This window comes from Bradyrhizobium sp. 2S1, assembly GCF_011516625.5.
Classification (GTDB): domain Bacteria; phylum Pseudomonadota; class Alphaproteobacteria; order Rhizobiales; family Xanthobacteraceae; genus Bradyrhizobium; species Bradyrhizobium septentrionale.
Map to the genome: position 1 here is coordinate 4,638,710 of NZ_CP147717.1, position 16,824 is coordinate 4,655,533.

The 16,824-nt window shown below is 61.2% G+C and carries 16 protein-coding genes and 2 pseudogenes; 7 read left to right on the plus strand and 11 right to left on the minus strand.

The window, feature by feature from the left end:
* The first annotated feature begins 79 nt into the window (after positions 1–79).
* Positions 80–1,423 (plus strand): IS1380-like element ISBdi2 family transposase, encoded by a 1,344-nt coding sequence (locus HAP54_RS21925; RefSeq protein WP_166204320.1) that lies wholly within the window; start codon positions 80–82, stop codon positions 1,421–1,423.
* 168 nt (positions 1,424–1,591) lie between these two features.
* Here the strand turns inward: HAP54_RS21925 and HAP54_RS21930 are convergent.
* Positions 1,592–1,704 (minus strand): annotated as a pseudogene (locus tag HAP54_RS21930) (IS5/IS1182 family transposase); the annotation flags it as partial.
* 1,100 nt (positions 1,705–2,804) lie between these two features.
* Here HAP54_RS21930 and HAP54_RS21935 point away from each other — a divergent pair.
* On the plus strand, positions 2,805–3,689 hold the full coding sequence (locus tag HAP54_RS21935; protein ID WP_166303814.1) for a type III secretion protein: 885 nt from the start codon (positions 2,805–2,807) through the stop codon (positions 3,687–3,689).
* Between the two features lie 37 nt (positions 3,690–3,726).
* Here the strand turns inward: HAP54_RS21935 and HAP54_RS21940 are convergent, their stop codons facing one another.
* From HAP54_RS21940 to HAP54_RS21960, 5 genes are read right to left on the minus strand one after another with little or no spacing between them, the layout of a single operon-like run.
* Entirely contained in the window at positions 3,727–4,779 is a 1,053-nt protein-coding gene (locus HAP54_RS21940) for an IS630 family transposase (protein ID WP_166303819.1), read from the minus strand.
* 42 nt (positions 4,780–4,821) lie between these two features.
* Positions 4,822–5,166: a hypothetical protein gene (locus HAP54_RS21945; RefSeq protein WP_165128069.1), complete on the minus strand. Its 345-nt coding sequence runs from the start codon at positions 5,164–5,166 to the stop codon at positions 4,822–4,824.
* A gap of 12 nt (positions 5,167–5,178) precedes the next feature.
* Entirely contained in the window at positions 5,179–5,364 is a 186-nt protein-coding gene (locus tag HAP54_RS21950; RefSeq protein ID WP_224741838.1) for a hypothetical protein, read from the minus strand.
* Positions 5,333–5,491, minus strand: coding sequence for a hypothetical protein (locus HAP54_RS21955; protein ID WP_224741837.1), 159 nt, complete (start codon positions 5,489–5,491; stop codon positions 5,333–5,335). The genes HAP54_RS21950 and HAP54_RS21955 overlap by 32 nt, the downstream gene beginning before the upstream one ends.
* Positions 5,488–7,098 (minus strand): terminase large subunit, encoded by a 1,611-nt coding sequence (locus tag HAP54_RS21960; protein WP_166303822.1) that lies wholly within the window; start codon positions 7,096–7,098, stop codon positions 5,488–5,490. The genes HAP54_RS21955 and HAP54_RS21960 overlap by 4 nt, the downstream gene beginning before the upstream one ends.
* Positions 7,099–7,319: 221 nt before the next feature.
* On the opposite strand from HAP54_RS21960, the gene HAP54_RS21965 reads away from it, so the two are divergent.
* A complete protein-coding gene (locus tag HAP54_RS21965; RefSeq protein WP_166295177.1) occupies positions 7,320–8,663 on the plus strand; it encodes an IS1380-like element ISBdi2 family transposase in 1,344 nt (447 codons plus the stop codon).
* Between the two features lie 126 nt (positions 8,664–8,789).
* Here the strand turns inward: HAP54_RS21965 and HAP54_RS21970 are convergent, their stop codons facing one another.
* The 3 genes from HAP54_RS21970 to HAP54_RS21980 all read right to left on the minus strand — a co-directional run bounded on the left by HAP54_RS21970 (position 8,790) and on the right by HAP54_RS21980 (position 10,573).
* On the minus strand, positions 8,790–9,110 hold the full coding sequence (locus HAP54_RS21970; protein WP_166303825.1) for a P27 family phage terminase small subunit: 321 nt from the start codon (positions 9,108–9,110) through the stop codon (positions 8,790–8,792).
* 222 nt (positions 9,111–9,332) lie between these two features.
* Complete coding sequence (locus HAP54_RS21975; protein ID WP_175619471.1) at positions 9,333–9,884, minus strand: hypothetical protein; 552 nt, start codon at positions 9,882–9,884, stop codon at positions 9,333–9,335.
* Positions 9,881–10,573, minus strand: a complete 693-nt coding sequence (locus tag HAP54_RS21980) for a ParB/Srx family N-terminal domain-containing protein (protein ID WP_165128073.1) — start codon at positions 10,571–10,573, stop codon at positions 9,881–9,883. The genes HAP54_RS21975 and HAP54_RS21980 overlap by 4 nt, the downstream gene beginning before the upstream one ends.
* A gap of 263 nt (positions 10,574–10,836) precedes the next feature.
* Between HAP54_RS21980 and HAP54_RS21985 the strand changes: the two genes are divergently transcribed.
* The gene (locus tag HAP54_RS21985) at positions 10,837–11,160 is read left to right on the plus strand and encodes a hypothetical protein (RefSeq protein ID WP_165128075.1); all 324 of its coding nucleotides are present in this window, start codon (positions 10,837–10,839) and stop codon (positions 11,158–11,160) included.
* Between the two features lie 539 nt (positions 11,161–11,699).
* Positions 11,700–12,602 carry a transglutaminase domain-containing protein gene (locus HAP54_RS21990; protein WP_339156891.1) on the plus strand — a complete coding sequence of 301 codons (903 nt, stop codon included), beginning with the start codon at positions 11,700–11,702 and terminating at the stop codon, positions 12,600–12,602.
* A 35-nt stretch (positions 12,603–12,637) separates the two neighbouring features.
* On the opposite strand, the gene HAP54_RS21995 is transcribed toward HAP54_RS21990, so the two are convergent.
* The gene (locus HAP54_RS21995) at positions 12,638–12,928 is read right to left on the minus strand and encodes a hypothetical protein (protein WP_166303831.1); all 291 of its coding nucleotides are present in this window, start codon (positions 12,926–12,928) and stop codon (positions 12,638–12,640) included.
* Positions 12,929–13,424: 496 nt separating this feature from the next.
* On the opposite strand from HAP54_RS21995, the gene HAP54_RS22000 reads away from it, so the two are divergent.
* Positions 13,425–14,312, plus strand: coding sequence for a hypothetical protein (locus HAP54_RS22000; protein WP_029084777.1), 888 nt, complete (start codon positions 13,425–13,427; stop codon positions 14,310–14,312).
* Positions 14,313–14,855: 543 nt separating this feature from the next.
* Here HAP54_RS22000 and HAP54_RS22005 read toward each other — a convergent pair.
* Positions 14,856–15,493: pseudogene (locus HAP54_RS22005) on the minus strand (IS630 family transposase); the annotation flags it as partial.
* Between the two features lie 577 nt (positions 15,494–16,070).
* On the opposite strand from HAP54_RS22005, the gene HAP54_RS22010 reads away from it, so the two are divergent.
* Positions 16,071–16,691: a hypothetical protein gene (locus tag HAP54_RS22010; RefSeq protein WP_063618996.1), complete on the plus strand. Its 621-nt coding sequence runs from the start codon at positions 16,071–16,073 to the stop codon at positions 16,689–16,691.
* Positions 16,692–16,824 lie beyond the last annotated feature (133 nt).

A 16,824-nucleotide genomic window follows, 5' to 3' on the forward strand; every position in this document is an offset into this window, starting at 1 on the left:
TGGTGTAAAGCGCTGATGCGGCGTAGGATTCGGTTGCAAAGCCAACCCCATCACCTCAACCGCGAACGCCAGGCCCGCCATGACCGATGATACGATTCTGCCCTTCTCGTTTCCAGCCGTTCACGCCAAGAAAGTCACAGCTGCCTTCGATGGCGGTCGGCTGACCTCGAACGGGGGCGTGATGCTTCTGGCGATGGCCGAGCGGCGTCTCGGCTTGGCCGACAATTTGGCCCGGGTGTTCCCGGATCGGCGCGATCCGACGCGGGTCGTGCACAGCCTTGTCGATATGTTCCGCGCGCGCATGTTCGCGATCTGCTGCGGCTACGAGGACGCCGACGACCTCGATCATCTGCGGTCCGATCCCGCATTCAAGCTGGCCTGCGGACGGCTGCCGGACACGGGTCGCGATCTGTGTTCCCAACCGACGCTGTCGCGGCTGGAGAATGCTCCGCGCCTGCGCGACGTGATCCGACTGACCTACACTTTGGTCGACGCATGGATGGATAGCTACCCGCGCGAGCCGGCATCCGTCACGCTCGACATCGATGATACCTGCGATGTCGTCCACGGCCATCAGCAGCTCTCGCTGTTCAACGCTCATTATGACGAACGCTGCTTCCTGCCGATCCACGTCTACGACACGGAGAAGAGCCGGCCCGTGGCGGTCGTGTTGCGGCCCGGCAAGACGCCGGGCGGCGTCGAGGTGCGTGCCCATCTGCGCCGCCTGATACGGCATATCCGGACGCGGTGGCACAACACGCGAATCACGTTCCGTGGCGACGGGCACTATGCCCGGCCGGAGGCAATGGCGTGGTGCGAGACCAACGGCATCGACTACATCTTCGGTCTGTCCGGCACCAAGCCGCTCGCCAGAAAACTCGACGAGGCCGCCGACGACATCCGCACGCGACGCGCCATCGAGAACCTGCCGGTTCTGCGTGGCTATACCGAGACGCGCCACAAGGCCAAGTCCTGGGATCGCGAACGGCGTACCGTCGCCCGTATTGAGGCGACGATGCTCGGCCTCGACATCCGTTTCGTCGTCACCAGCCTCGATGTCGGCTCGGCCGAGTGGATCTACGACAGCCTGTATTGCGCGCGCGGCCAAGCCGAGAATCTGATCAAGCTGCATAAGACACAGCTCGCCTCCGATCGCACCAGCTGCCGTTCGGCGCTCGCCAATCAAGTCCGCCTCGTTCTCCACACCGCCGCTTATTGGCTGATGCTGACCGTGCGCGACGCGATTCCCAAAGCCCGGGAATTGGCCACAGCCGAGTTCGCGACGCTGCGTCTTCGTCTCTTGAAACTCGCTGCCCGTGTCGTCGAGACCACGAGCCGCATTCGCCTTGCGTTTGCCGCGGCATGTCCCGAAGCCGACCTGATCCGCGGCTTGCCAGGCGCGCTGCTGCCTCTCGGTCCTTGACCGGCGGGGCGTCCGCCCCCCGTTCGCCCAACCTACACCTCAAGCGCGTTGCAAAGTACGGGTCGGTCAGGCGGTGAAAAGCCGAAGGCAATCCCGCGCGCCTCGTCAGAGCAGATGTGCGGCCACATCAATCGGACTAAAAAAAGCACTCTCACGAATAGGACGGGCTAGCGTCAGGACCGTCTCGATGGCAAGATCGGAATAGCGGGTCGGCCGCCACGCGTCGTGCGTCGAAGCGACTGCCTGCCGGCCAAGGCTTCTTCCGTCAGCCACAGCGTCAGACTGCCGCGCCGTCGAAGGAAGGCTCGTCAGCTTGTTGTCAGATCGCTCGCTTACCCTGCTGGCAAGTCTTAAGTAGACCGATATTGACTACAGCGCAGATCAGTCGATAGGAGCGAATCGCGTGGTTAGCGGAGTCACTGGTTCATCCAGCCAACCCACAAGCGCAGGCCATGCCGATGAATCGGAGCAGGCAGCAGATAATCAGAGGTTTACGGAATCGCTTGACCGGCACTAGTTCGTCGTCAGCGACACGGCCGTGTTCCCTTACCGCTGAACCTTCTATCTACGAGATGGACAGTGATGAGTTCAGGCAAGAGTTGAGGGACTTCTATGGTGTCGACGTCAGGCACATAGCCAATAATCCTCAAGAGTACTTGGATTTCGTGTCCTCAAAAGCTGAGCGCACCGCAATTGTCGCTAGAGTCGGTGCGACCGTAGATGACGAGGCGGGTTCGAAGTACTTCAGCTATCAGTTGGGCGATAACGATGAACAACGAGGGTGAATGGCAGCGGGCAGACAAGCCCCGGCTGTATCTTCAAGCCGAGAGCGAGGATCCCGTTGAACGAAGTAGCGACGAAGACGAAGGATGTGTCGAGTCAGAGTCGTCCGACGATGATCTTTCTTGGTACGTGGCGCGGGCGCTCAATTTCCGCGGAGGACCGGCGGAATGAGAGTCTAGATAGACTAAAGGGAATGTGCATGAAGGCTATCATGTTCCGTTTTCCGCGTGCCGGGCGCGAAGGGGATATCCCGGCCGCTCCAATCCGTTAGCTTAACGGTGCCGCCTGAGCTCCTCTGTAGGGGCATTGGTGCAGTGAAATTTCATCAGCATAAAGGAGATTGCTTGTGGGAATTTGTTGTTCAAAGCCTTCAGGAGTAGGCTCGCCTTATGATAGTTCGAGCGCCGACGGCGCCTCGCACTCAACGGCCCGCAGCGACAGCGGCGCCAGCGATCGCCAATGGTCCGCGCTAATTTCGACGGCATCGGGACCGGCTGCGACGGCATCGGAACCGGCCGCGATGGCTCCCCGAGTCGCTCTGGGAACGTCGCCGAACACGTTGCAACAACGACGCGGTGTGGCACTACAGCGACATGAGATGCAGCAACTCGCCTACCTCATTGCGGCCATGATGACTGGCGATCCGGTCAGAAGCCCCGCTCGGATCACCGCGGCCGGTCAGACAGTGCACGACGTTCGCCTGCTCCTCAGGCACGGACGCGGCAACGTTCATGCGGATGGCGAGCCGTCCCACGGGCACAACGTCGTAGGCGCACGTCTGGCCTACCGCGGCCTCGATCGCGACAACCAGATGGCATTGGCGGGCGCGCTGGGCGCAGGCTTTTGCGATCAATTCGCGCGCCTCGCTGCAGTCTCGCACGCGCCGCATTTGCGCGATGGTGAATCGGTCGTGAATGCAGGCGGCGAGGTGGAAATTATGGAATTGAACGCCGATCACACCATCTCGGCCACGCGAACTGGACACGCATGGAACGAGCTACGCCGCGGCAACGGACGCGATGGAGAGACGACCATCGTGCAGGACGGCTGGTCGAACGGCCCGGCGGTGCGGCTGAAAGACAGCGCGTGGGCGAACGTCCAGGTGGAGGGAGAGGACCTGAGTATCGACAAGGACGGCGCCCTGTGGTTGAAAGATCGCGTCGAGCGACTGATACCTCTCGTCCACCCGGACGAAGACGAATACACAGCAGGGTGGCTGGAGGAGTTGCGCCGAAATCCGACCCAACAGGATCGCTTTTTGGAAACTCAGGTAGTGTCGGCCGAGTTCGCCGCAAAAGCGAGGGAAGCCCTAGAGCAGATTCCGCGGGAACAGCAGGAGCAGTTGGTCTCGATGGCGGCGCAGGAATTCTATGGGCTGTCTCCCCACGAGGCGGGCGCCCCGCATTTTATTCACTCGGTGCTGGAACAGGTTGGGCTCCTAGACCATCAGGATCGTCCGCCGGTGGTGCCGCCGGAATATTAGTGTGGGCCCGCGTGAGATCTGCGTCTAGTACCCGGAATCAGAGCTGAGTGATACGGCGGCCTTTGAAGGGGCGTTGACGAACCTTTTTCTTGGTCCAGACGAAGGGCTCGGCTTTGTCGTTGTAGGCATTGATGTGTTCCTGAAGCTGCTTGAGGCTTGTGAAGGAGGTGCCGCTAAGTGACTGCCCCTGCAAGATCGAGAACCAGACCTCAACCTGATTGAGCCAGGACGCGCTTGTCGGCGTGAAATGAAATTGCACGTTGGGGTGGCCCTTGAGCCAGTGCTCGTTTTTCTTGTGGGTGTTGAGGTTGTCGAGGATGACGTGAAGCTTTCGGCCCGGAAAGGCCGCGATAACGCCGTTCATGAAGTCGAGGAACTCGACGCGGCGACGGCGTTTTGAATGAGCCGCGATGATCTTTCCGGTGGCGACTTCGAGCGCCGCAAACAATGTCGTAGTGCCATGCCGCTTGTAATCGTGGCTCTGGCCGGTCAAGGCGCGGCCATTGGGCAACTTCAGATAACCCTGCGCTCGCTCTAAAGCTTGGATCGAGGGCTTCTCGTCCACGCATAGCACAATGGCCTTCGCGGGCGGGACGACGTAGAGGCCAACAACATCGGCGGCTTTGGCCGTAAAGTTCGGATCGTTGCTCTTGCACCAGGACTTGCGAGCCGCAAGGTCAATCTTGTGGCTACGCAGGAACCGCCAGACATATTGGACATCAACATCGCCCAGCGCCTCGGCCAGCAGCGGGCCAGTCCAGCGCGCAAACCCCTGCGGTGGCGGCTTATCCAGCAGCTTCAGAATCCGCTTGTCGGTGGCCTTCGTATAGATCGGCTGCTTGCCGGGCCGCGGCTTGTCGTGCAGTCCTTCAAGGCCATGATCGGCATAGCGGTGTCGCCAAAGGCTGACAATCCGCGGCTGGACTCCGACTTCTTTGGCGATCGAGCGGGTGCTGCGCCCGTCCGCCGCCAACAGAACTATCCGCGCCCGCTTCAAATCGCGCTGCAGCGTCACCGGCGAGCGACAGCACGCCTCAAGAACCTTGCGGTCTCTCCGCGAAAGGTGGACTTCTCTTGCTTCGGGGATCATCCATATCTTGAATCACGACTCACGTTCCAAGAAAAGTTGGTACTAGGCCGCTGTTTCGACAGCGATGGCGAACTTGCAATCGACCTTCTGATCGACCGGATGATCGCGCGTGCCTGAGCGGAGTTTCAGGAAGGCAATGGCGCGAGCCCAATGCTCGGCGATGACGATCCCGCTGTTCGGCTTTGCGACGATGGTCACTTCCTCGCCGTTGCTGCCGTACAGATCATTGTAGAAGTTGCCGTCGCTGGAAACTTGCAGCGTCAGATTCGCTGCCGTGTATTCCTGCGGAACGGTGATGCGGACGATCACGCCAGCCGAGCAATCAATGCCATCGGAAAGGGATTCGCCAGCTGCGATAGTGGGTCCGTCGATAACCTGAAGCGGCATGATGCGTCTCCTTCAGCGGTGCCGGTTGGCGGGATGGTTCGGATCGGTCGGCCAGCCATCGGCATCGACCGCGACATCGAAGCCGCGCGCCTCGATCCGCTGCTTGGTCGAGCTATGGCAGGGCGAGCAAAGGCTTTGCAGCGCGCCCAGGCAGAACAGAGTCCAGTCACCGCGATGCGGCTCGACGTGATCGAACATGGGTGGCCGGGGTGACGATGCCGTCCGCTGCGCAGAACTTGCAGAGCGGATGCGCGAGCAGCTGCTGCCTGCGGCGGCGCTGCCAGAAGGCGGTGTCGTAGAAATGCTTCCAGTCCTCGCGGCTCATCCGATCAGCGCCGCGATATCGATGGGCTTCTCATTGCCGCGATCCCGAGCGCGCAGCCCGAGCAGCATGGCGATGGAGACCGCGCCGTCGATGCGAAAGCGCGCCTTGTCCTTGTCCAGCTTGCGATTGCCTGCCGGGTCCGTGGTCGCCACAGCGTTCGCCATGTTCCAGTTCAGCACCGGATTGCCGGGATGGATCAGCTTGCGCTCGATGATCGCCAGCTCCAGCGCATCGATGGCAGGCCCCATGTCCTTGAAGCCTTGGCCCCATGGCACCAGCCGCAGGCCGTCGCCGCCCTTCTCGCCGTCCTCGTAAGCCTGCAGGCCGATGCGGTCGAACTCGCGCAGGATGTCGTTGATGCGCCAGCGGTCATAGGCCATGCCCTTGACCTTGTAGCGCTGCGTCATCTCGGCGATGAAGAGCGCGATCACCTCCGGGTTGATCGATTTGCCGGGGCTGATCTTGAGATGGCCAGCTTCGGCCCACTCGCGGTAGCGATGCGATCCCGAGCCGAAGTCGCGGCTCGAATGCTCGGTGAGATGATCGCGCGGCTTCCAGAAATGCGGCTCGATGCGGCAGGGATCATCGACGGAGCCGATCATCAGCGCGGTGAGATCGACGGTGCTCGAAAGATCGAGCGCGAGATAGACTTCCTCGCCCTGCGCCAGCGGGGCGTCGCCAGCGCAGGCCATCCATTCCGCTCGCGAGATCTGCGAGGCGATGGACGAAACGCGCTGATTCAGGAATAGATTGCGGACCTTCGGCTCCTCGGCGGGCATCCGGATCGCCTTGCGGATCGCGGTCGCGAGGTCCTCATAGTCGCGGAATTTGCCGAGCGCAGGATTCGCCTTGTGCCATTGCTTCTCATCGGCCAGCTCGCAGTCCTCGGCGGCGGCGTAGAGATGGCAGACGATGGCGGGATCGACGCCGGAAAGCCCGTCATCGATCAGCTTCGACATGATGTGCTCAGGATCGTTGCTCTGCGTTGAGATCACGATGAAGAGCGGTTCATCCCGCGCGCCGAAGGAGGTATCGAGCACGTCATAGAGGTCGCGGTTCTTCGCCTGGGCCAGCTCATCATAGATCACGAGGCTCGGCAGATAGCCGTGCTTGGTGCCTGCCTCGGCGCTGATCGCGCGGTAGACCGAGGCAGTGCGGCGCGCGACCATGGTCTTGGTCGATGGCACCAGCTCGATCTCCTTCGCCAGCTCGGGCTCCAGCTCGACCATCTGGCGAGCGAATTTGTAGACGATGGCGGCCTGATCGCGATCATTGGCGGCGGAATAGATTTCGCCATGCACCACGGCCTCGGGGCCGACCAGATGCGCGAGCACGATTGCCGCGATCAGCGCGGTCTTGCCGTTCTTGCGCGCCATCGAGAGGATGGCGCGGCGCACCGCGCGGCGCAGGCCGAGATGCGGCTCATAGATCGCGCGGATGAATAGCTTCTGGAAAGGCTGCAGCTTGAAGGGCTTCCCCATGCCGTGCCCCGAGGGCACGGTCAGGCGCTCGATGAATTTGATAACGGCCAGTGCGCGCCGCCTGCCGTCAGGCGTGCGCTTAACCGGCGAGGAGTCCGGCAAACTTGCTCTGCGAATTGTCGCCATGAATGCCCGCGCTGATGCGGCTGCGCGCAGCTGGCGTGAGGCCGAACTCGGCGGCGAAGCGGACCACATCGCCTGCATGCTTGCGGACGATGGAGACTAGCCCGTCTTATTCGTCAGAGTGCGCCTGAGAGGCTGGCGAGCGTGGTGTAAAGCGCTGATGCGGCGTAGGATTCGGTTGCGAAGCCAACCCCATCACCTCAACCGCGAACGCCACGCCCGCCATGACCGACGATACGATTCTGCCCTTCTCGTTTCCAGCCGTTCACGCCAAGAAAGTCACAGCTGCCTTCGATGGCGGTCGGCTGACCTCGAACGGGGGCGTGATGCTTCTGGCGATGGCCGAGCGGCGTCTCGGCTTGGCCGACAATTTGGCCCGGGTGTTCCCGGATCGGCGCGATCCGACGCGGGTCGTGCACAGCCTTGTCGATATGTTCCGCGCGCGCATGTTCGCGATCTGTTGCGGCTACGAGGACGCCGACGACCTCGATCATCTGCGGTCCGATCCCGCATTCAAGCTGGCCTGCGGACGGCTGCCGGACACGGGTCGCGATCTGTGTTCCCAACCGACGCTGTCGCGGCTGGAGAATGCTCCGCGCCTGCGCGACGTGATCCGACTGACCTACACTTTGGTCGACGCATGGATGGATAGCTACCCGCGCGAGCCGGCATCCGTCACGCTCGACATCGATGATACCTGCGATGTCGTCCACGGCCATCAGCAGCTCTCGCTGTTCAACGCTCATTATGACGAACGCTGCTTCCTGCCGATCCACGTCTACGACACGGAGAAGAGCCGGCCCGTGGCGGTCGTGCTGCGGCCCGGCAAGACGCCGGGCGGCGTCGAGGTGCGTGCCCACCTGCGCCGCCTGATACGGCATATCCGGACGCGGTGGCACAACACGCGAATTACGTTCCGTGGCGACGGGCACTATGCCCGGCCGGAGGCAATGGCGTGGTGCGAGACCAACGGCATCGACTACATCTTCGGTCTGTCCGGCACCAAGCCGCTCGCCAGAAAACTCGACGAGGCCGCCGACGACATCCGCACGCGACGCGCCATCGAGAACCTGCCGGTTCTGCGTGGCTATACCGAGACGCGCCACAAGGCCAAGTCCTGGGATCGCGAACGGCGTACCGTCGCCCGTATTGAGGCGACGATGCTCGGCCTCGACATCCGTTTCGTCGTCACCAGCCTCGATGTCGGCTCGGCCGAGTGGATCTACGACAGCCTGTATTGCGCGCGCGGCCAAGCCGAGAATCTGATCAAGCTGCATAAGACACAGCTCGCCTCCGATCGCACCAGCTGCCGTTCGGCGCTCGCCAATCAAGTCCGCCTCGTTCTCCACACCGCCGCTTATTGGCTGATGCTGACCGTGCGCGACGCGATTCCCAAAGCCCGGGAATTGGCCACAGCCGAGTTCGCGACGCTGCGTCTTCGTCTCTTGAAACTCGCTGCCCGTGTCGTCGAGACCACGAGCCGCATTCGCCTTGCGTTTGCCGCGGCATGTCCCGAAGCCGACCTGATCCGCGGCTTGCCAAGCGCGCTGCTGCCGCTCGGTCCTTGACCGGCGGGGCGTCCGCCCCCCGTTCGCCCAACCTACACCTCAAGCGCGTTGCAAAGTACCGGTCGTCAGGCGGTGAAAAGCCGAAGGCAATCCCGCGCGCCTCGTCAGAGCAGATGTGCGGCCACATCAATCGGACCAAAAAAACGCACTCTCACGAATAGGACGGGCTAGCGGGTTCTGTACGGCGTCGCCAATTTTCGATTTGATGATCAGGCCATGCATGACCGGATCGCCTGACTGCATCCGCGCCAGCGCTTCAGACGCCAGCCGCCATTGCCCGAAGGCATGGCAATAGGTCGCGAGCGCCGGGATATCGACCACCGTAAGCAGGCCGAGCCGATGCAGCTCGGGGGCGGTGCGCCACCATTCATCGGCGGCATAGCCGGTGATGAAGGGCGGCGGCTCGGGGACATCCGGCAGCTGCTCGGGCTGCGGCTCGTCAGGCAATCTTCGCTGGCCTGGATTCCCGCGCAGTAGCTTCAGGTGCGTCGGCAGTGGCCGCTTTCCGGGTTTCATCTTTCTTCCTCTCGTCTTTCCGCTGGAGCGTGGGGATCGGTGCTGCGCCGTCGCTGTGCTGGTTGGTGCCAGCCATCGCCTGCTTCCCACGCACGCCGCGATACATGGTTGCGCCGCGCGCCTCGATGGCGCTGTACGGCAGCGGCTCGCCGATCAGGCGCGAGCGCGCTGCTGGATTGGTGAAATAGATGTAGCGCAGCGTGTAGCCTTCGAGCGTCGGGCCAGTGCCGCGCCATCGGCCGCCCGTCGCCGCCAGATGCTGCCGTCCTCGGCGATGTGCAGGTCCTTGTTGGTCTTGATCATCGTGAGCAGAAAGCCCGCCGCCCGATAGATCGTGCCGTCGCCGCATTGGCAGGCGTCGGCGAAGGAGATGATCCATTCGATATGCGGGTAGTTCTTCCTGATCATGCGCAGCGCGATGCCGAGCGCGCGGCTTTCCGAATTGCGCGGCAGCGCATCGGTGAAGGCCAGCCTGTTCAATTCGAGGAAGCCGTTCCAGCCGGTGTCGCGGACCAGATGTACGATGTTCGACTTCTGCAGGCTGGGGCCGAATTGCATCGCGCCCTCCAGCATGCCGTGCAGGAAGACGCCAAGCGATAGCGTCGAGTTGCGGACTACCTTGCCGCTGTAATGCACGCGCCGGATCAGCGCATCAGCATCGCGCTTGGCGATGGGGCGGACCTCGATCTCCTTCGCGCTGGTCATTGCGCCAGGTACGCGCGGCAAATTTCCGCCAGCGCGTTGCCGTTCCGGCTCTTGTTTTCCGAGGCCTCGCTCGGCGGCCCCAGCGCCTGCGATGCCCGCTCAATCGCCGTGCTCACGGTCTCGGCCTGCGTCTCGTGCAGGATGAAGGTCATCTGCTGGAAGGGCGAGCGCTCGCCATCGGCAAGCACAGGCATGCCGCCCAGCGCCTCGACGCCCACGCCCATCTCGCGCAGCTCGGTCTCGGAAAAGCCGGTCAGGCTATCGAGGCCCAGCCGCGCAAGGTCGTTCAATTCGATGCGCAGCAGCGCGCGATCCCACTGGCCGTTCTCGGTCAGCTTGTTGTCGGCGATCAGATAGGCGCGCTTTTGCTCGTCCGACCAGCCGCGAGCTACCATCGTCGGCACCTGATCGATGCCCATCTGCTCGGCAGCCAGCACTCTCCCGTGGCCAGCTATGATCGTCCCGGCTTCATCGACCAGCACCGGGATGGTCCAGCCCCACTCGCTGATCGAGGCCGCGATCTGCTCGATCTGCTCCTCGGAATGCAGTCGCGCGTTGCGGGCATTGGGCACCAGCTCGCGGATCGGGCAGCGCGATACCTGATCCGCAGGCCAGTTTTGGGCGATTTCGGACAGCCCGAAATGCCTGTTTTTGTCGGGAGAAACGGCCTTTTCGCTGGGCTGCTGCATGCCAGCTCCCTGGTCAAGTACCTGCAAATGCTGCGATTTTGGCGCTGAGAAGGATCTTCCACCCGGCAACGAGATACCGACCGAGAGGGATCGATAGGGCCGTTTTGATCAGTAAGTTGGCGGGGGCGGGCATCGGCTAACTGCGTCAGGTTCGGAGCGGTATGTTCGACGCAACTTATTGAAAACAGTAGAGTTTCAACGGGGGCCATCGGGACTGCGCGCTCTATGCGGTGCGGGCCTGTCCATTCCTGACGCAGCCGAAGATGCGCCGCAACGAGAAGGACGTGCCCGAGCATCTTGAACCTGCTGGCCTGATGCTGCGCAGGAATCCGGGCGTGACGCTGATCTGGACGACGCTGCGCTACACGATCTTCAAGGATGGTCACGGTGGCGCGCTGTTCAATGTCGGCGATCCCGAGCGCGTCGAGTTCTTCGCCGAGGGCCGCGCCGCGACCCGCGCCGAAGTGATCGCCAGCATCGATAGCGGCCTGCCGGTCCTGCGCGAGATGGCCGAGCGCGACGGGCCTGATGCCGTCGCCGAGCTGCAGACGATGTACGGCAAGGCAATGGAGCTGGTGCCTGCATAAGCTGATGAGTCTTTTGCAGTGAGGGAGGAAAAGCAGTCGCCTGGGGCACGTAGAGAGCGCAGAGGGAAAGGAGCGCGAGGACGCCCGCGGTTGATAGATGGGAACCGCAAGATAATTTGGCTAAGATCGCAGGGTTATGCGAAATGCCCCCCGAACGCCCTAGGGACCCGAACCAGCTCGCCAAGCGAATCATTGATATCGCCACTGGCGAGACGCCCGACCGCGATCCTACGCCAGAGGAAGAGGGCAAAGACCCGGCTGGGGCGGAGGAAGAGGTCCATGGCTTTCGTTTAACTCACTTTGGCCCTGTTGTTTGGCTAGCGTGAATTCCCGAGTCCGCTGCTGTTGTTCAGGTCTTGACGGAGTTCCGAATGCGATGCGCGCCATCGTTGGCCGTTCTAGTTTTGATCGCGAGTTCGAGTGTTCAGGCGCAAACGGTTACGGAGCCAGCCATCTCGAAAGTAGTCGAACAGGTTCGCGTAGATGCTGATTATCTCACTAAGCGTTTGACCTGGGATAAAGATGTCGACTTGGACCGCGTGCGGCAATTTGGGCTGGCGCTCACGGCTATGAACCTCGTCCAGCAGCAGGTCAGCTCGACGCGATATGGCGCTGTCGCGAATACATCCCCCGAGGATCTGCCCGCCAACGATGAAGAGGCCCTGTCGCGCGGGATCGGCATTTGCGGGAATCAGGTTTCTGCATTTCTCAACATCGCGACACGAGTTGGCCTCGAGGCACGCAGCCTCGAATTCTACTGGCCGGATGAAGCCGACGTTCGTCACTCGCATATCGCGGCAGAAGTGAAAATTAGCGGCAAATGGGCCTTCTTCGATGTGACTTGGGGAACCTATTTCAGGCGTGATCCCACCGCTTCGGGACAGGCATCTCTGCTCGAAATCCTGTCTTTCGATGAGGCGAAAGCTGTGCCTGATCGGGCAGCTCACGCCGTCACCAATGAGTCGGAACTTTCTTTTCGACTTCAGCTCATCAACAGCCTTGATCCGTTCGACTACTTCACGAAGGCGGATGGCTACCTGCGCGGCAAGAGCGGGAACATAACTCTTGCGGCGCCGCGAAGTAACGGCGGCGCTTGGGTCTACTCGTCCGACGGGGTACCGAACCACATCGGAGTGAGCGCCGATTACTCGACCTCGCATGTCGGAAACGCCTCGGTAGGATTGCGCGCCGCGGCCCATGTGGTTCACGGCCGGATCGACGAGATCGGCCGCGGCTGCGTCGGATCGAACGTCCTCGTCGCGGCCGTGAACGGACGCGAGGCTGTCAATGAGATAGTGTCTCCGGGCACTGAGAAGGACTTTGATCTGCCCGATGGTGTCGCGGCGGGCGACACCATCACGCTGTCGATCAGGCCCAAGTCCGATGGCGCAACCTGCGTTCTCGTATATAAACAAATCATCCTGAGCGACCGCTCATCCTAAAGAGGATAGCCGGCCGACCTCGCGCTCCTCGTGGATTACGACGTGGTCGTTCTCGAGCTTGTAACCGACTGACCGTGGGCGGAGGAACAGTTCCATTCGTTATATTCCGACGAACGATCGGCAGGTTTCGGGCTGGAACGTTGACTGTAGACGTCCCATAATTGCGGATGATTTACCCAGGAAGCAATCCCATTGGCCTCGATCTTCATCAGGATCGCCATATTGTTAGCCGTTGCGATCCTGGCTTTTGGCGTTTCCCGAATAGGCGTACCGGCGCGATCGTTGCCATAGCGACCTGCGTCATAGGTGCCATCATTATTCTTCATTTCGTCGCGTCTTGAGACATCACAGCACGATGTGGCCCCAGCCACCCTTGGAGGCCCAGGGGCGATTGCTGGGGCCACATGACCGGTCCCGCGTCAGTCGAGATTGGAAGCCTGCGGAAGCTTGGGGTCTGGCAGGGTGGGAAAGCCGGTGCCGCATTAGCGCAAGGAACGCTCGGGTCGAGAACGAATAGCCATGCCCCGGGCCCATGCGGCCCGCCCTATAGCCGAGCGCAATCTGGGATTTTACCGTGGGTGAACGAAAGTTTTCGGGATGGCGTAAGCCTGATGTCAGCTGGAAATGTTTAGATACACAAATACTCCAACGGCCCCGGCTCGTACCGCTCTGGGGCCGTTTTTTTTCCTTCTACTATAAAGGGTATGGTGGTTGTCGCTGTAGCCGACCGCGGGGCTCGTCAGCTTCTCGAAAGCTGGGTTAGATATCAAAGTATTATTAGATACAAAGCACTAAGAGAGCGCTATTCAACGAGGCAACGCGATGAATATCGACCCATGGGACACAGAAAGCTTTATGGAGTCTTACAGTATCCTGCTGCAGGAACAGTCGAAAGAAGTGAGCGCACAGGCCAACTCACAAGTACACTCGCCCCCGCATCAAGCGAGCTTTGAGCGGCAGCTAACTGAGTTGCCGCTAGACTACGAACGGTGCCCCGCCGCATCCTATGTCAGGGGCCGCGCCGAACTTGCCGCATCGCTGGCCGGAGCGAACGTTGAGTCGCTCAGGAACGAGATCGAGCGGGCCGAGCAGCGATCGGCACAGTGGCCAAGCACAGCCGGACCTTCCGCCCGCGTCGATGGCGACCGCGTTTTCGATGAGGTGTTAACGTCGTCGTATCTGCAGCTGCACCGCTTTCAGGACGAGATCAGTCATTGCAAGCCGCGCATGGACGACGATGTGAATGCCATGAGCCACGTACGCTCCCTCGCCGATTTGCGTTCCCGCGGCATCCGGCATGTCTCTGAGGCGTTCTGCACTGACGACCTTGATGAAATTGATAGGGCGCGCAGTGCTGCACTTCACACGAACGGCTACACCGAACAATCTTCTTTCGTGTCGTTGGCCCAGGACCCTTCGCGACTGCTCCTTTCAGAGGACACGGACTCCGCGAGGGCAATCGCTGAAAGCGCTAGGGAGTTGCACACCTACAGGGTACCGCGTGTTGCCGCTTGGCCGGCCGATCGCATCGATGGCATTCTTGCCCGCTCGAGGGATCCTGTAGACCACGATTTGCGAAGGTGGGTGAGCGGAACACCGACCGAGGAGACCGAAGTCTTGTTTCTCGGCGGCGATCTGGAAAAGTATCGGACGGCCAGCCAACCGAATCCGTACAGGACGGATCATCCAGGTGGAAATCAAGAGGGTTAACGATCGGCGTCATCCTGCGCTACGCTTCCATGTCCCGCTCCAAACTCGCCTGCAATAAAGGGCGCATTCAGAGCATCGCTGCGTCATCCATGGCATCCATGGCGCCGACAATTCGTTCTGGAACTGCTGAGCCGCGAGAGCGCGAGGAAGCGTCGGGCGGCGCGATGTGATGTCGACCGCGACGGAGCGTTAAGGGTCGGCGTCACCGGCGGAGAGACCGCTTTCGGCATGCAGGTCGCGCCACACTTCTTGTGCCCACAAGGCGCCTTCACCAACCACACTTTTAACCTCGTGACTCCAAAGCCCAGTGTTACCGGCTCGCACCAAGCGACACAGTCTGAAAAGGCCGCGCACTGAAACCGCAGTTCAGTGGCTTGAGAAGCGAGCAACCGGTAAGAAGGGCGAAAGATCGGATACCCAACTCAGAAGCTGATGGGTCTGTTGGCGAGAATCATTCGAGCGTCCACGAATGAAGGTGATGTTGTACTAGTACCCTCGTCACAGTGATTATGACTCTTTGGAAGTGGCGGGATAGGCGCCTTACTCATAATCGTAACGTTCGAGCCTGCCGGGCTTGGCCAGAATGGGCTGACGCGTTTCGCCGATGAGTTGCACCGGGCTTTCGTCGAAGCACACCACTGGCCGTCTGGAGTCGGGCGCCTCGGCATAGAGGTCGAGCACATCCTCCATGCGGGCGACGTATTCGCCGTCGACCTGCGGAATGCACCACATGTCTTTGCGCCAGGGTTTGAGGTCATTTTCGGCCAGGCGCCGCCGAACCGTCTCGTGCGACAGGCTCTTGTGTTCGGTGAGTTTGACCATCGCGCCTGCCAGCAGCTTGAGCGTCCAGCGGGCACGGCCCTTTGGGGGGGCTGGCACAGGCGGTCCGCCACCAGCAACGCCTCTTCCTTGCCGGTGAGTTTGCGCTCCGCTCCGGGACGCGGCTCTTCGCTCAGCGCCGGCTCCAGATTGCCTTCCACGAAGCGTCGCTTGGTCCGATACACGGTCGAACCGCTCACGCCAACGCTCCTGGCGATCTCTTCGTCGCCGGCCCCGGCATCGGCAGCCAGCAAAATCTGCGCTCGCTTGAGCTTGCGGGACGCATGCTTGCCGCCGCTGAGTAGCGCCCTCAGTTCGGTGCGTTCGATTTGGCTGAGTTCGACCCGATAGCGTACATTCATGGCGTGCCTCCTCGTTCGAGGCACGCACGAACAACTGAATCGGATGGCCGGCGTGAGTCCTTCGACAAAACCCTTCACGCCCACGCAGGGGCAGTATCTGGCTTTTATCCACCTCTATACCCGGCTGCATCGCAGGCCCCCGGCTGAAACCGACATGCAAGAATATTTCCGCGTCAGCCCGCCTTCGGTCCACCAGATGGTGCTGACGCTGGAAGCGCCGGCCTTATCAGACGGCAGCCCAGGACACCTCGCAGCATCGAGGTCCTCGTTGATCCGAAACTCCTGCCGGAGCTAATCTGATCGCCGAACCCAACCTGTCGAAATCACTGTGCAGAGCCACTAGGCCGCCAGCGGCGATCGAGGATCGGCCACGGCGGGCAACCGATCATCACGCCGGAAGCCAAAGCCTGGTTGGTGTCGCTGGCGTGCGACAAGGCCAAGGAGCACGGCTATCCGCATGAACTGTGGATTCTTGTAGTTGACCAGCGCAGCGTTCTCTGAGCCAAATCGCGGTCAAACCACCTTTTGCCAGTCGCGAGGGCTCTGAGCGCGACTGCGAGGAAGCAGAGCTAAAGCCATGTCTCCTTTAGAAGCAATCAGCCGCTGGCTGGAATCACAGGACTTAGACACTCAACTTGAGGTCGCTGCATACGTGACATTCTCGATCTTTAGGAAGAGTGACGTTCTCACGCTTGGCGGGCCGGAGGAGCTCGACACTCTTCAGCGTTGGTTGACCGAACCAGAGTTGGATCCAAGGGCCGCCGCAGGTCGTGCTCTGACCTTCCGGCTCGCCTTCGAGTACTTTGCCGAGGGCAGAATCAGAGGGGATGGATGGAAACGAACCGAAGAACTAGAGCGTAAGAGTCTGGAACTAGCTAAGCGCGACGGAAAGCTTGCGGCTGCGCGCAAGGCGCAAAGAAAGCTTCAACTGTTGCCAACCCGAAAAGAGCACTGGTATCGTGTTGCGAAATCCTGGAATGGATTGGCGGCGACTTATCTAACACGCGAGGCTCTCGCTCTCGGATCTTTGCCGAGATGCGACCTGAAGGCCATTTCAAATAGTCACTGTCTTCCATTGGTGCCTACGGTCGAGGCTTCGGATGCGGCCTTGGTTCCGATAGTGCCCGCTACAGCTGTTGAAGAAGGCGAAGAAGGGAGGAACGAAGTGCTCTTCTCACAAAAGAGTGGACAGAGTTAAGCTGCTTATACCTCGGTCGGCAAGGAACTTGGTCTGCGCGATGCGTTTGCGGTGGACGGCCCATTGCACGATCGTTGAACCTGTTGGCGTCGATGCCGCTCCTCGTTTCGCCAACCGCAAAACAGAAATCCGA